The 14796-nt window shown below is 58.1% G+C and carries 10 protein-coding genes; 5 read left to right on the top strand and 5 right to left on the bottom strand.

What is annotated here, in order from left to right; translation table 11 throughout:
- Positions 1–53: 53 nt before the first annotated feature.
- From ACAW74_RS14765 to ACAW74_RS14755, 3 genes are all read right to left on the bottom strand, one after another.
- The gene (locus tag ACAW74_RS14765) at positions 54–683 is read right to left on the bottom strand and encodes a TMEM175 family protein (RefSeq protein WP_370698975.1); all 630 of its coding nucleotides are present in this window, start codon (positions 681–683) and stop codon (positions 54–56) included.
- A complete protein-coding gene (locus ACAW74_RS14760) occupies positions 683–2164 on the bottom strand; it encodes an APC family permease (protein WP_370698974.1) in 1482 nt (493 codons plus the stop codon). The genes ACAW74_RS14765 and ACAW74_RS14760 overlap by 1 nt, the downstream gene beginning before the upstream one ends.
- Positions 2165–2327: 163 nt before the next feature.
- Positions 2328–6077 (bottom strand): GEVED domain-containing protein, encoded by a 3750-nt coding sequence (locus tag ACAW74_RS14755; RefSeq protein ID WP_370698973.1) that lies wholly within the window; start codon positions 6075–6077, stop codon positions 2328–2330.
- A gap of 106 nt (positions 6078–6183) precedes the next feature.
- On the opposite strand from ACAW74_RS14755, the gene ACAW74_RS14750 reads away from it, so the two are divergent.
- The 4 genes from ACAW74_RS14750 (at position 6184) to ACAW74_RS14735 (ending at position 10447) form a co-directional block, all read left to right on the top strand.
- Positions 6184–6810 carry a DUF6134 family protein gene (locus ACAW74_RS14750; protein ID WP_370698972.1) on the top strand — a complete coding sequence of 209 codons (627 nt, stop codon included), beginning with the start codon at positions 6184–6186 and terminating at the stop codon, positions 6808–6810.
- A gap of 111 nt (positions 6811–6921) precedes the next feature.
- Complete coding sequence (locus ACAW74_RS14745) at positions 6922–8223, top strand: lytic transglycosylase domain-containing protein (protein WP_370698971.1); 1302 nt, start codon at positions 6922–6924, stop codon at positions 8221–8223.
- A 92-nt stretch (positions 8224–8315) separates the two neighbouring features.
- Positions 8316–9866, top strand: a complete 1551-nt coding sequence (locus ACAW74_RS14740; RefSeq protein WP_370698970.1) for a serine hydrolase — start codon at positions 8316–8318, stop codon at positions 9864–9866.
- Between the two features lie 47 nt (positions 9867–9913).
- The gene (locus ACAW74_RS14735; RefSeq protein WP_370698969.1) at positions 9914–10447 is read left to right on the top strand and encodes a DinB family protein; all 534 of its coding nucleotides are present in this window, start codon (positions 9914–9916) and stop codon (positions 10445–10447) included.
- On the opposite strand, the gene ACAW74_RS14730 is transcribed toward ACAW74_RS14735, so the two are convergent.
- Together ACAW74_RS14730 and ACAW74_RS14725 are read right to left on the bottom strand one after the other, a co-directional pair.
- Positions 10441–11889: a dihydrolipoyl dehydrogenase family protein gene (locus ACAW74_RS14730; protein ID WP_370698968.1), complete on the bottom strand. Its 1449-nt coding sequence runs from the start codon at positions 11887–11889 to the stop codon at positions 10441–10443. The genes ACAW74_RS14735 and ACAW74_RS14730 overlap by 7 nt on opposite strands.
- A gap of 53 nt (positions 11890–11942) precedes the next feature.
- Complete coding sequence (locus ACAW74_RS14725; protein WP_370698967.1) at positions 11943–12458, bottom strand: hypothetical protein; 516 nt, start codon at positions 12456–12458, stop codon at positions 11943–11945.
- Between the two features lie 179 nt (positions 12459–12637).
- Here ACAW74_RS14725 and ACAW74_RS14720 point away from each other — a divergent pair, with 179 nt between their 5' ends.
- Entirely contained in the window at positions 12638–14755 is a 2118-nt protein-coding gene (locus ACAW74_RS14720; RefSeq protein ID WP_370698966.1) for a S46 family peptidase, read from the top strand.
- Positions 14756–14796 lie beyond the last annotated feature (41 nt).

The following is a 14796-nucleotide window of genomic DNA, read 5'->3' as shown; positions in this document are numbered from 1 at the left end:
CCTGGTGAAAACACCAATGGATGGCCAACTGCCTGCCGCCCTGTAACATCTTATTAAACGACCCGCTCCCGGTGATATTTCAGGCGGGCCAGATAGATCACGATTGCCAACCCGATCACCAGACTGATATAAGGCGACAGCAGTGCCAGCAGAGCGGCAACGGCATAGGCACTGGCACTGATTATCAGCCCCAACCGCACGGTTTGCACTTTTACATCGGCGGCGGGGCGTTTCAGGAGGTAAAAATCAGTTGAGGCGTGTACCCACATAAGCAGCAGTGTGCCGCAGATGCAGGCGAATAAAAACATATACACCAAGGCTGCCAGCGCCATTGCGTCGGTATCGATGAAATTAGACAGCAGCGACGTCGTAAACGGAATCATGCTGATCAAGAGCAGGTGCAGGCCGTTGTAGAACATAAACCGCGCATCGCTTCGATGAATGACGTTGTAGAGCCGATGATGATTCACCCAAAGAATATAGAGCGTGGCAAAGCTCAGAAAGAAGGCGATGTAAGAAGGCCACTGTTTGGCAAGCGCATGCAGCAACAACCCACTCCTGAACTCACCCTCGGGGTGCTTGGGGGCCTCGAGCTGAAAGGCCAGCAGGGTAGTCGCAATGGCAAACACGCCGTCGCTGAACGTCTCTAGCCGCAGCGTCTCATTTTCCTTGGCATTGCTCATCAGGCCTCTCGCCGTTTTGTCCAGTAGTAAACGGGTACACCCAGGGCGGCAATCAGCAGGCCCATACCGGTATTGAACCGGGTCTCCTGGTTGATGAGCAGCAGCAGACAGATCGACGTAGTGGCCACGATGTAAAACGCAGGTACGATGGGGTAACCAAAGGCCCGGTAGGGTCGCTCGGCGTTGGGCTCGGTAGTGCGCAGCCGGAAGAGCCCGGCAATGGTGATGATGTAAAACACCAGTGATGTGAACGTGCAGTAGTCGAGCAGGTCGCCATACGTACCCGACAGGCACAGCGCCGAAGCCCAGGCGCATTGCAGCCAAAGCGCGGCCCCCGGCACGGCGTTTTTGTTCAGGTGCGACGCTCCTTTCAGAAAAAGGCCGTCGTTGGCCATGGCATAATAGAGCCGCGCACCCGCCAGAATGAGCCCGTTGTTACAGCCGAAGGTCGAAATCATGATCAGAATGGCCATGATTGCCACGGCACCATCGCCAAACGCCACCGACGCTGCTGCCGTACCGATGCGGTCGAATTCGGCAAACTGCATCCCCCGGCCAAATACGTCGGAGGCACCAGGAACGCCTTTCAGGGGCAGTACAGCCAGATAACCAATATTGGCCAGCAGGTAGATGGTGGTGACGAGCAACGTGCCGAAGAAAAGGCTCAGCGGGATGTTCCGGCGCGGGTTTTTGATCTCGCCCGCAATGAACGTAACGTTATTCCAGGCATCGGCCGAGAACAGCGCGCCGATCATCGAACTGCCAAACGCCAGCAGCAGGGCCAGCCCCGCCAGCGGCACCACACTCACCGCGTTGGTGGTGGCATCGACGGTTGTTTTTGAAGCCGACCAGACATCCTGAAAATTGGCCGTCAGTGTGCCGTTTGAAATGCCGAAGCCAATACCGAGCAGGATCAGCCCAAAGAGGGCAATGATTTTGGCGGAGGTAAAAATATTCTGCACCCATTTGCCACTCTGCACCCCCTGGCTGTTGAGCCAAGTCAGGAAAACCAGGCTCCCGATGGCGAAAAACTTGCCGAGCGAAGACTTGACCGGCCCCAATGAAAACCAGGTATTTTCGGGGTTCAGCGCCGGAAAAAAGACCGCCGTGAATTTGGTAAACGCCACCGCCACGGCCGCAATGGTGCCGGTCTGAATCACGGTAAAAACCGTCCAGCCGTATACGAACCCCAGCAGCGGATTGAATGCCCGCCGGATATAGACATACTGTCCACCGGCCTTGGGCATCATGCCGGCCAGCTCACCATAGCTGAGCGCCGCCGCGACCGTCAGCACGCCCGTGAGTACCCACAGCAGCAACAGCCAGCCCGATGAGCCGAGGTTACGCGCCATTCCCGAGGTGACAATGAAAATACCGGACCCAATCATCGACCCGGATACGATCAGGGTGGAGTCGAGTAAGCTAAGCGATCGATTAAAGTGTTCAGCAGTTTCGGGTGTCGTAGCGGTTGGCTGAGCCATATTCGTTTGTTTAGATGCCGTGTTGCCGCAAGATAACCGAAAAAAGCGTGGCGCAAGGGGCTGGGAGCATGGGGCGCGGGGAATGGCATAGTTGGCGGGGATTGGTAGGTTTTCAGGGTAACATAATGCCATCCCAGTCATCCCCGCTAACCATGCCCCTGCCCTACTGCACCCGCACGCTCACGCTCGCCTCGTCGTCTTCACCCCGGCCATAGGCATTGGTGTGTGGCGAATCGCTGTCGGGCTGAGTCGCAGCCGTAATGACGGCGGTCACCACCTGCTCGCCCGTACCGCTTACCTGCACGGGTATACCCACACGATAAAGCTGCCCCACCGCGATACTGGCAATCGATAGCGTAATGACCTGGCCAACCACCGACAGACCCGCCGTGTTGGTCACGATCCAGTCGACAGGTAGCGTCAATTGCACCGCTACGTTGGTAGCGGCCAAACCACCCCGGTTGCTCACAACGACCGACAGGCTCAGACCTGAGCCACTGACAGGCACCCGGTTACCTGCCCAAAGCACCAGACTCAGGTCGGCTTCAGTCGCCGGGGGCGTTGGTTGATTACTTTGTATAGCAGGCAGCACCCGCGGATTCGGGTTTGGCGACACATAAACCGAATCACTGCTCTCGCTCGTGCGCAAATCGACCAGCGCCATATCATCGTCGCCATCCGACGTACCTGAGTTCAGGTAGCTATCGGGATCGGGCAGGCTCGCGGCAGTGAGTTGTGCGGCCAGTCGATACGTACCCGGATCGGTCACCCGCACACTAAACGAGAACGTACCTGACTCAGCCGGCAGCAACGTACCTACTGCAATCGACACGGCTCCGCTGCCGCTGGTTACGGCGGCCTGCCCGCTACCCACGAAGACCATGTGCGGCGGTAACAGACTCGTTGCCATAATGGCACTGGCGGATCGAGGCCCTTCGTTGCTCACGACTATCGTCAGCGTGCAGGTATCGCCAGTGCGGACGATTCGGCGGTCGGCCAGCATCGCCAGCGACAGGTCGGTCATCAATACGGGCGGTGCCACAACCGTCACCGACGCAACGCCACTGACCGTACCCACGCCACAGGCATTTGTTACGCGGCTCAGCGCGTAGGTCGTTGATACTGCCGGGCTGATGGTGAACGTAAACGGCGAAGCCACAACGTTGGTAAAGGTCACGCCGCCCGATACGGTCAGCGACCAGGGCGAACTACCCGTCAGTTGGGCGGTGAGGGTGGCTGTCTGCCCGCTCGTTACGGTTTGTGACCCCGTCAGCGCAGCCGTTGGGGGTGAGCAGACATTGATAAAGTAATCTTCCGTTTCGCCAAATTCAACCAAGCCGCAGGGGTCCGTCGTCACGTTGTCGAAGCTCACTCTGGCCCGCAACAGATACCGCCCGGAAGCCGTCCCGGCGGGTATCGTCAACGTACCCAGCAGGCTTCCCGTAGCCGTTCCTGGCGAGGCATACAGTCGTTCGGCAGGTTCCAGCGTTCCATTGCGGTTCAGATCCACCCAGATCGCCAGCCCCTCCGGCCAGCTGTCGCTCAACAGCGTAGCCGTAAATGAGTAGGGTTGTCCCGGCAACAGATTGGCAGATACCGCCGTAAACGACTGATAACCACCCGCCGAGCAGCCCGACCCGTTGCTTAGATTGACAGCCCCAAGGCGAAAACTTGCCAGCCCGTCGCCGTCGTCGCAACTACTGGCGGGCGGTTGGCAGTAAACCAGCCTGTCGGTTGTGGTAAAGCTCACCGGGTTGGTAAACGCCGACACTACGCCCGACGGGCAAACCGCCGCCACCTGCCACTGATAGGCCGTCGTCACCGACAGGCTGGTCATGGCAAACGTAGTCCCCGTTACAGAGGGAACTGTCGCCCAGGTTGGGTTGTCGGCCGGGCGCCATTGCAGGCGATACGTCGTATTCATCGTACCCCAGTTCAGTTGTGCCGAATTTCCGTAAATCGCCGAAGTCGTTGGGTTCGTTGGCACCGCGCAGGGCGTAGTCAGCGACGATACCGGCGATAAGGGCGAACTGCCAGCCGTACCACACACACTCAACACCTGCCATTCGTAGCTGGCTCCTGCGGCGAGTCCCGTAAGGGTGTAAGGTGCGCTGGGTACGTTGGTGATCGTCCAGTTACTGGCACCCGACGGGCGGTATTGCAGTCCAAAGCTCGTAGGCCCGCTCGCCGCCGACCAGTTGATGAGTGCCGACGTACTCGCCACATTGGTTGCCGTGAGCGCCGTGGGCGTTGGGCAGTTCACCACGGTGCCCACTGTTAATACATAATCTTCCGTTTCACCCCCTGCATAGCTGCCACAAGGGTCGCCGGGCGATACGTTTGTGGCCGTTACCAGCCGCAGGGGCAACTGCCCCGAAGCCAGACTGACGGGCAGCGTGATACTCAGCGCCAGCGGATTTGTGCTTGCCGTTGAACGGCTGGCCAGGCGCTCGGTCGATTCGTAAACCCCGTTCCGGTTGAGATCGACCCAGACAGCCGCGAACAACGACGTACCTGCATTGAGCAACGAAGCCGACACCGGAATGGTCTGCCCCGCCCCTACCGTGGTGGTAACGGCCGTCGTCGTCGAGTAACCCGATACCGCGCAGCCCGAGCCTGTGCTCAGCGCCACTCCGTTCACAACCACCCGCGCCAGTCCGTTGGTCGAGCTGCACGAAGTCGAGTACGTCGGGCGACAAACCGGCACCGCAATTGACACAACCGGGCTGAGGCTACCGGTGGTGGTGTTCGACGGTCTGATTCGGTAGTAATACGTTACGTTGCTCTGCACCCCGGCATCAACGAAGGTCGTCTGGTTGGGACCTGTGCCCCCTACGGCCACAAACGCATTGGTGGGGTTGGTTGACCGTTCGACAAAAAACCCCATTTCGTTATTGGCCACATCCTGCCAGCTAAGCGAGACCGTTTTGGCGTTGGCGGCCAGCACCGCCGACAGGTTCACCGGCGCCGCTACGGCCGTAGGTGGGTAAGAAAGTGAGTAGGCCGAATGGCTCTGGCGCAATGCCAGCCCGGCCGCCAGCCGATCGAATTGCCCCGGCGTAAACTCATGCGTACAGGGGAAATAATACGACATCAGGTTGGTGATCGACGGAGCATAAGTCGCACCCTGCGGATCGGTGGCGGTGCCGTTGTATTGTGGGCAACCGTTCACGTTCACGACCGATGCGCCCAGGCGGCCATACGGGTCGGCGGGGGTATCGCAGACCAGATCACCCGCCGTGGTGCAGTTAGCTCCGGCTCCGCGTGTTACCAGTTCAGGAGTCGGGCCGGTGCTGCCCTGATGCGTGTGTAGCAGGTTAAAGTTGTGACCCAGTTCGTGGGGCAATAGCCGGTTTCCCAGGTCAAACTCGTCGGCCTCGTTCAGGATAATGGCCCGGGTCGAGGATAGCACATTGGCGGGGAAATAAGCATAACCGCCCAGCGTGGCATCATCGAACCCGTTAACCATATACAGGTTCATCGCGTTGCCCGCGTCGCGGTTTCCTATGATAAGATCTTCCAGACCGACCGTAAACAGGAGATTATACAGATCGTTATCAATATAGTCGGGGGTAGACCCGGCGAAGTAAAACTGGATGCCTGCGCCATTGAGCGTGTAATAGCGGTTCGTGGCCGCCAAAACGCGGTTCAGTTTGGACAGGTCGATCCCTCCCAAACCGAGCAGACTCCGAAAAATATGCGGTCGGATGGGTACGTAGGTAAGGTTTGCGAAGGCCCCGGAAGCCTGCTTCAACGAGAGGGCGAGTTGCGCCTCCCGGTCGAGCTTGTGCAATTGTATGTCAGTCAGTTCGGGAGCGGCGCAGCGGAGAAGAGGTGCTTTTTTCTGTGCGTATGTTGGCAGCCAGGCCACTAAAAAAAACACATAAATGACGAATCGATAGCGTTGGATCATAGCGTACGTAAGCAGAGAGAGGGGTCAGGGAACGCGTACTCTTGGGACACCAATCCAGCTACCCGCGCCGCCTGATCGCTACGTAAAAACCACCAGTTACACGCCGATGATTGTTACACAACAGACTACCCGAAAACTATTAGCCCTCACAAGTCTCTTACTGGTTACTTCTATATCCGTGGCTCAGTCGTCATCCGAGACGCATCATTATGCGATCGAAGTGGCCGGGGCCCGTATTGGTACCATGACAGCTAGTCGCGAAAGTCGTGCCAATAATGAAACTATGTTCATGCAAATAAGTGACGTTCAGGTAAATCTTCTTGTATACAAGGTCAAGGTCTATTACAAGGTCGTCAGCCTCATGCGAAACGGGCAACTGATTCGATCGACGGTGGAGGCGCACACCAACAAGGGCGATTACAGTTCGCTCACCGAATGGACTGGCACACATTATGATATACGGGCCGATCAGTATAAATACAGCCGCCGGGCCACCGAAACGCGCAAGATTGACTTTACCGTTTCTATGCTCTACTTTAGCGAACCAACGGGTCGACAGCGCGCCTATGCCGAGTATTTTGGCGACTACTTCGCGCTGACCGCTACCCCCCGGCCCGGTTACCGGGCTCAGTTGGCCGACCGGGAGGACGAGTATATTTACGAGCAAGGTCGGCTGGTGAAAGTGATTAAGAAAAACGCGTTGAAAAACTTTGTGATTCGGCTGTTGGACTGAGCCGGACGAGGGAGCGAACGAGGAGAAAATCAGGACGATAGCCAAGCGCCTGCATCAGGCAGGTTTATTGGGCTTGCACTTCCATTTTCTGCCTTCGGGCCATACCCATAGATGAAACATTTGTTACTGGCTACCGCTGCCGGTCTGGGGCTTTTTCAGAGCCCGGTCGTTCAGGCAGCACCACCCGTCAGGGCCGTCTCGCCCACTGATGACGACATTCGGTTCTGCGGCGAACAACTCCCCACCTACCTGCCTACCGTATCGCAGCGCTGGCAACGGACCATCGTCCGGCGCGCCCGGTCTACCGACGATCTGCTCGCCATTCAGCGGCAGGCAGCCGCGATTTTTCCGGTCATCGAACCGATTCTGGAGCAGTATGGGATACCCAGAGATCTGAAATACCTGGCGCTGGTTGAAAGTGAACTCGAAACGCACGCCCTCTCGCGCAAGGGCGCAGCCGGTATGTGGCAGTTGATGCCTCAAACGGCCCGCAAAATGGGCCTGAGCGTCAGACGCCGGAACGACGAGCGGTACGACATTCGCAAATCCACCCACGCCGCCTGCCAATACCTCTGGGCGCTTTATCGCCAGACGGGCTCGTGGATGCTGGCGGCCTCGGCCTACAATGCCGGCCCTACCTACGTGGCCCAACTGACGAAGCAATACCCGGCCGAACACCCGCTGATGCTGCCGTTTGCCAAGGCCGAAACCCAGCAATATGTGTATCAGGCGCTCGCCTACAAAGAGTTGCTCACCCGCCCCGCCGCCTACGATTACCTGCTGAATAGCCAGACGGTGCTGGCGCTCAGTCAGCGCGCCGAAACCCTGTCGCCCAACGAGCGGGACGATATTTTGTCGGCCCTGGAAACCCCGCACCCCGAAGTCGTCAGTGAGGGCGTTGCCGAAATGTCGTCGGACGCCCTGGCGAACTCAACGGTGCTGCTGAGCAGCGACGACCGCCCCAACGAGGCTCCCTCGGCGGCCCCCATCGTTACAACGTCCGTTACTATTCGTAAAACAACCAATCGCCCGGCTACGGCGCCAGTAGCTGCGGCGAAAATCGTCGCTTCAGAGCCATCGCTGGCGCAACACCACTGGCCTGCCGTCCAAACGCGCAGCTTCAGCCAAGATAAAGTGCGCGAGGGGCAGATGTACGTGTTTGAAGTCACCTCAGCCCAAACCATCGACGGGCAGACCCTGCAAATCGGCGATCTGGTCTACGCCTTTATTGAGATGATCGAGCCCAGCTCGGGCCGGGTCTACCTGCGGGCCGACCGCGTGATGTCGTCGCAAACGCGCGAGACCCTGCCGATCAAGTTGATCGCGGTAGGGCAGGGTAACAAGCCTGGTGTGCAGATGCCTCTGCGCGAAGAAATGGCCAATGGCTGGCAGCTAGCCTGGCAAAAGCTGTAGGCTTCATTATTTTTCCATTGAGGAGGTGCCGGCATTAGCCGTGTACCTCCTTTTTGTTTGGTATCTTGATCCGTTTTTCAGCCCGTAATTCTATGCGCTTTTCGACCCTGCTTCTGCTCCGTGCAGGTACGTTACTGACTGCCGTTGCCGTATTGGCAACGTACCCGGCTTCAGCCCAGAACCGCACGACCGGCAGCGATTTCGTGCGTGACAGCCTCGACGCCTATATCCGCCGTGGCATGGCCGACTGGCAGATTCCGGGTTTGGCCATTGCCATTATCAAAGACGGCAATGTGGTGGTGTCTAAAGGCTATGGCGTGCGGGAAGCCGGTGGCAAAGAGCCGGTTGATGAAAACACGCTTTTCCTGATTGCGTCTAATACCAAGCTGTTTACCGGCACGGCCATCGCCAACCTCGACGCGCAGAAAAAGCTCTCGCTCAACGACAAAGTCACGAAATACCTGCCTGATTTCCGGTTGTACGACCCTGCCGCCACGCAACTCGTGACGGTGCGCGATTTGCTCAGCCACCACCTTGGCACCAAGACTTTTCAGGGCGACTTTACCTTCTGGGACACCAATCTGCCCCGCGCCGAAATCATCCGCCGGATGCGGCTGCTCAAACCACCGGGTCAGTTTCGGCAGGATTACGGCTATTGCAATTCGGGTTTCCTGACGGCGGGTGAGCTGATTCCGAAGGTGACGGGCCAATCGTGGGAGCAGTATGTGGAGCAGACCATCGTGCGCCCGCTGGGTATGACCAATACATATATGCTCACGCAGGGCGCGGAAAGCCGACCTAACGTCGCCCGCCCCTACACCACTAATTTCGGTTCGTTGCAACGCCTGCCCTACGATCAAGTCGATAACCTTGGTCCGGCGGGCAGTATGGTCTCGTGCGTAAACGACCTGAGCCGCTGGCTTAAGATGCAGCTCGACAGTGGTCGTTTCGAGGGTAAACAGATTGTGCCGTGGGCAGTGGTGCAACGTACCCGGGCAGGTACCACGCTGGTCAGCACCCGCAAGTCGAGTTTGCTGCCGATGCACTTTCAGGCGTATGGCCTGGGGGTTTTTCAGGCCGATTACGCCGGGCGGCAGATCTACTGGCACACGGGCGGCGCCTTTGGTTTTGTCACCAACACCTGTTTTGTGCCCGAGGAAAAACTGGCTATCACCATCCTGACCAACAACGACAACCAGAGCTTTTTCGAGGCGCTACGCTATCAGTTGCTCGACGCCTACCTGGGTGTACCGTATAACAATCGAAGTGCTTACTTCCTGAAAGGAGCCCGCGCCGAACAGGCTCAGCAGCAACAAGAACTGGCCGATATGCAGGCCCGCGTGTCGAAACGGAATCCGTTGCCACTCCCAATGGCGGCTTACACAGGTACGTTCTCCAACGAGCTTTATGGCACCGTCACGATCAAAGCCGTCGAGACTGGCCTGCGCATGTCGTTCGAGCACCACCCCAGCCTGACAGCCCAACTCGATTACATGGATGGGCAGACCTTTCGGCTCCGGTACAGCAATCAGGCGTTTGGCATCTTTCCCCTGACCTTCGCCGTGGCCAATGGCAAAGCCACTGGTTTCGACCTCAAAGCCAGTGATTTTGTCGAGTACGACGCCTATTCGTTTACGCGGTAACGTACCTAACGGGTTTACACACTTACGACCCTATTCTTATTTAACTCATGCCACTCTCACGCCCGACAGCCGCCGAACACAGCCCGTATTACGGCACCTACATCAACTTCATTCCCGAAGGCGCCGACCCCATTGCGTTGCTTAGCGAGCAACCTTCCACGCTGAAAGCCCTGTTGGCCCCGCTCTCCGACGAGCAGGCGCTATTCCGGTACGCGCCGGGCAAATGGAGCATCAAAGAAGCGTTGGTGCACATCATCGACACGGAGCGGATTTTTGCTTACCGGGCGCTACGTATCGGGCGCGGCGATCAGACGCCCCTGCCCGGCTTCGAGCAAAACGACTACGTACCGGCGTCGGGTGCCGATGCCCGGTCGCTGGCCGACATCTGGGCCGAGTACGACGCCGTTCGGGCCGCCACGATCGCCCTGCTCACCAGCTTTCCCGATGACGCCTTCGGGCGCATTGGCACGGCCAGCAACGGCCCGATGAGCCTGCGGGCGCTGGCCTACATCATGCCGGGCCACGAAGCCAACCACATTGTCGTTTTCCGCGAACGTTACTTACCCGCCCTTGGTCAATAAACCCACTTCAGGGCTTTCTTCAGGGCGTTGGGCAGGTTGTCGGAGATGGTATCTACCCAAACCGATTTGTTGACCCGGCTGGCCGTGGGGTACGGGTACGTCTTGTTGAAAAAGGCACTGATGGGTAAGCCCTGCTGGTTGGCCAGAATCAGTTCCTGAATCAGCTCGCCCGCGTTGGGCGCGACCACCGTGCCGCCTAGCACTTTCCGGCTGAAGGGGTTCAGGCCAGCCGGTTCGACCAGCAGCCACATGCGGGCATATTCGTAGTCTTCTACCACGGCGCGGTCATCTTTCCCGAAATCATACTCGATGGTGTCGAATTCGATGCCACGCTGGGTGAGCTGATCGGCCAACAGACCAAACGTAGCGACTTCGGGGTCGGTGAAGGTGACCCACGAAAAATGGTCGTAGCTGAGCTTTTTGTCGAACACCGGCGTGATGAAGTTGCTCACCAGCAACGACGCGTGCACTTCGGCCCCGTGCGAAAAATAGCGTTCGCCCGCTGGCGCACCGGCCGCCGCATCGCCCGCCACAAATACGTGCGGGTTGGCCGTTTGTAGCAGATCATTGATCACGATTCGCCCCTTCTCATCTACCTCGATACCCGCCGCTGGCAGGTTAAGCGACGAATGATCGAACGTGCGCCCGATGGTGGCCAGCACCACGTCGAACGACTGGTCTATGCGTTGTTTGTCAACCCCTTCGATCTGAGCCGTGTGGGCGTCGGTAAAGGCCGCAATGCGGCTGTTGAGGTGAAATCGGATGCCTTCCTGCTCAAGACGCTGTTGCAGCAGCGCCGAAGCGGTCGGGGGTTCTTTGCTCAGAATCCGTTCTTCGCGCCCGACCACGGTTACCTCGCTGCCCAACCGGGCAAACGCCTGCGCCATCTCGATGCCATTCGGTCCTGCGCCTACCACCAAGAGCCGGTTGGGTAGCGTATTCAAGCCGAAAATGGTCTGGTGTGTTTGTACATCGACTTGCTCCACGCCGTCGGCCTTGAGTGGCTGCGGTTTGGATCCCGTGCAGAGAACAATGTTTTTGGCCGTAACCGATTGCCCGTTGATCTCGATGGTCTGTTTGTCCAGAAACCGCGCCGTACCGATTTCTACGTCGAGGTGTTCGGTTGCGCGCAGGTAGGCCGCGTTTTCGTGGGCCCGGATCACATCCTGTTTCTCCCGCACGTAGGCCATTACTTTTGCCAGATCTACGGTGCCGCCCGTAGTGACCCCGAACGCAGTAGCCCGCCTAGCCTGGTGTACTTGTCGGCTAGCGTGAATGAGCGCCTTGCTGGGAACGCAACCGTCGTTGAGGCAGTCGCCACCGACCCGGTGTTCGTCGCGCTCGATGAGCAGCACCGAAAAGCCCAGCCGGCGCATGGCGATGCTAACGCCCAACCCGGCCGAACCGGCCCCGATAATCAGAATGTCGTAGTGTGTTTGCATGGTTCAGTAGGGTACCCACAGGTACCTCTCTACTATAACCAAAACAAATCTGGCTAGTCCTCCCGCTGGCTAAGGTTTTCGACATAGAAGCGAAAACCCGCAAACGCGACCAGCAAAATACCAGCGATCCAGGCCAGCCCGCCCCAGCTGACGTATACCCACTCGCCCCGTTGCCAAGCATTCATGGCCGACAACACAAGTAACACAATGCCAATCGACATGACGAACGCGTTGATCAGCGCCCGATTATAGGCCCGGCGGAGGTCGTAGGCCCCATAGGCCTGGTTGCGGTCGGCAAAAACAATGTCGTCCAGGCTCATCTGATCGAGTTCTTCGTCGGTCATGACCAGCGCGTCCTGATGCTTATGGCGCAGGTACGTTACAGGATTGTAATCCGCTTCGAGTTGCACCTTGTGCAGTGCCGATTCAAACGGCAACCCGATCCACATGTAGTGCTCGACCTCCTGAGCGAGCAACGGCAATAAAACGCTGGTTTGCCTCGGTGTAGCCCCTGACCGTTGCAGGTGCGTCCTGAGTTGAGCAAGTTGGGGAGATGTCAGGCTTTTCATCGGTCCAGGGTTGAGGTGCTCTGGTAGGTAAGGTAGATGCCGAAACGTACAAATTCCATAGCGAAGCTACGTGATTTGTTGGTTCTTCACACACAAATGTACGTAATGGTGTAAGCCAGCCATCGGGCAATTTTTGTGCCTAAAAGTGGTAGGTTTATCCCGCCAATCACCAATTAGCCATGCGTAATCAGTATTGCCTCCAGAATGGTATCGCTGCGACGGCCTTTTTCTGCCTTTTTACGGCCTTTGCGGCCTCGGCGCAACCCGCGCCCATCAACGCTGATACCGTAAAAGCCGGCCGGTACGATATGGGGAAGATGTGGACTTTCGACACCCCGCCCGCCGATTATTTCAAGAAAACGTATGGCTTCACCCCCGATGAGAAGTGGTTCGAGGAGGTTCGGCTGGCGTCGTTGCGCTTCGCCGATTACTGCTCGGCGTCGTTCGTGTCGGCCAACGGGCTGGTGATGACCAACCACCACTGCGCCCGCGAATCGGGAACGGGAGTAGCCCGGAAAGGCGAAGACCTGAACGCCACTGGCTTTTTTGCCAAAACGCCCGCCGAAGAGCGCCGCGTCGAGGGGTTGTTCGTCGATCAGCTGGTGAAGCTGGAAGACGTTACCAAACGGGTGCAGGATGCCATTTCGGCGGCGGGTACCGACAATCAGGCGCAGTTGCAGGCCCGCGAAAAAGCCCTCGACGACCTAAAAGCCGAATATGTGCAGAAAGCAGGCTGGAAAGGGCTCGAACTCCAAACGATTACGTTCTACGACGGCGGCCGTTACTCGCTTTACGGTTTTAAACGCTACACCGATGTGCGGCTAGTGTTTATGCCCGAACTACAACTGGGCTTTTTCGGCGGTGACCCCGACAACTTCACGTACCCACGTTACGCCCTCGACTGCTCGTTTTTCCGGGTCTATGACAACGGAAAGCCACTGAAGACAACCCACTTTTTCAAGTTCAACCCCAACGGCATCCGCGAGGGTGAGCCTACGTTTGTTACGGGTAACCCCGGCAGCACCGAACGGCTCAAAACCGTGGCTGAACTCGAACTGGACCGCGACCTGCGCCTGCCCCAGATGCTGACACTCCTGCGCAATCGCTCCAACGCCCTCCAGACCTACAACGCGACGGTCAAGAGTGACAGCATCCTAAACGAGATTTTCAACCTGGAGAACAGTTATAAAGCCAGCAAGGGGCAGCTCGACGGCCTGCACGACCCGTACCTGATGGCCCGTAAGGCTGCCTTTGAAAAACAGTTCAAAGCCGACGCGGGCCAGAAAAAGCTACCGACCGATACCTGGGATGCTATCGCGGCCGACGTAGCCAAACTGCGTCAGAGTTTCAATGACTACGCTTACCTGGCTCCTAACCCGCTGTCGCTGGGCGAAACGGCCACTTTTGCCATCACACTAGGGCTGATTGCCGAAGCAGCGTCGTTTAACCCGCAGGTGATGGAACAGGCACGTGGGTTGATCGATGAACTGCCCCGCCCCAAGAGTCGCTCGCTCGAAACGGCTTATCTGGCCGCCCACCTGACCGAGGCTCAGACTGCCCTCGGCAATGACGACCCATATGTGAAAGCCGCCCTCACCGGACCGGATGGCAAGACACGTACCCCGGCCGAAGCGGCAACATACCTGCTGGCCAACACGCATCTGACCAAACGCGACGTGGTGGAAAAGTTACTGGGCGGCGATGCCAAAGCCATCACCCAATCGACCGACCCACTGCTGGTGCTGGGTCGCCTTGGTGGACAGCGGTTTCTGGTCGCCAACAGCGTAGTGCGTGACCTGAACACCCGCGATCAGGTGCTGCGGAGCCAACTGGGCCGCACGCTGTTCGACACCTACGGCACCAACATCCCGCCCGACGCGACCTTCTCGCTGCGGATCAACGATGGCGTGGTAAAAGGCTATCCTTATAATGGCACGCAGGCCCCCATCATCACCACCTTTGCCGGACTCTATGACCGCAATTATTCGTTCCGCAATAAAGCCCCCTGGAACCTGCCTGCCCGCTGGATGAACCCACCCGCCGAGCTCCTCAAGCAGCCGATGTGCTTTATTTCGACCAACGACATCATTGGCGGTAATTCGGGTAGCCCGATGATCAACAAAAACCGGGAAGCGGTGGGCCTGGTCTTCGACGGTAACATGGAAAGCCTGCCCGGCTCGTTTATCTTCGTGCCTGACCTCAACCGGGCTATTTCTGTGCACGCCGGGGGCATTGTAGCCGCCCTTCGCTACATCTACAAAGCCGACCGCCTGCTGCTGGAATTAACGGGTAAGTGAGCATGGGGCGAGGGGCTGGGGGTTAGGATTGATTTTACCCC

This window comes from Fibrella musci, assembly GCF_041321105.1.
GTDB lineage: Bacteria > Bacteroidota > Bacteroidia > Cytophagales > Spirosomataceae > Fibrella > Fibrella musci.
Note: the sequence above shows the minus strand (reverse complement) of the source record. Positions and strands in the feature narration are given on the sequence as shown.

Coding starts and splice junctions, on each gene's coding strand:
- ACAW74_RS14720 (WP_370698966.1), top strand. CDS start 12,638: ATGCGTAATCAGTATTGCCTCCAGAATGGTATCGCTGCGACGGCCTTT.
- ACAW74_RS14725 (WP_370698967.1), bottom strand. CDS start 12,458: ATGAAAAGCCTGACATCTCCCCAACTTGCTCAACTCAGGACGCACCTG.
- ACAW74_RS14730 (WP_370698968.1), bottom strand. CDS start 11,889: ATGCAAACACACTACGACATTCTGATTATCGGGGCCGGTTCGGCCGGG.
- ACAW74_RS14745 (WP_370698971.1), top strand. CDS start 6,922: ATGAAACATTTGTTACTGGCTACCGCTGCCGGTCTGGGGCTTTTTCAG.
- ACAW74_RS14765 (WP_370698975.1), bottom strand. CDS start 683: ATGAGCAATGCCAAGGAAAATGAGACGCTGCGGCTAGAGACGTTCAGC.
- ACAW74_RS14755 (WP_370698973.1), bottom strand. CDS start 6,077: ATGATCCAACGCTATCGATTCGTCATTTATGTGTTTTTTTTAGTGGCC.
- ACAW74_RS14750 (WP_370698972.1), top strand. CDS start 6,184: ATGATTGTTACACAACAGACTACCCGAAAACTATTAGCCCTCACAAGT.
- ACAW74_RS14760 (WP_370698974.1), bottom strand. CDS start 2,164: ATGGCTCAGCCAACCGCTACGACACCCGAAACTGCTGAACACTTTAAT.
- ACAW74_RS14740 (WP_370698970.1), top strand. CDS start 8,316: ATGCGCTTTTCGACCCTGCTTCTGCTCCGTGCAGGTACGTTACTGACT.
- ACAW74_RS14735 (WP_370698969.1), top strand. CDS start 9,914: ATGCCACTCTCACGCCCGACAGCCGCCGAACACAGCCCGTATTACGGC.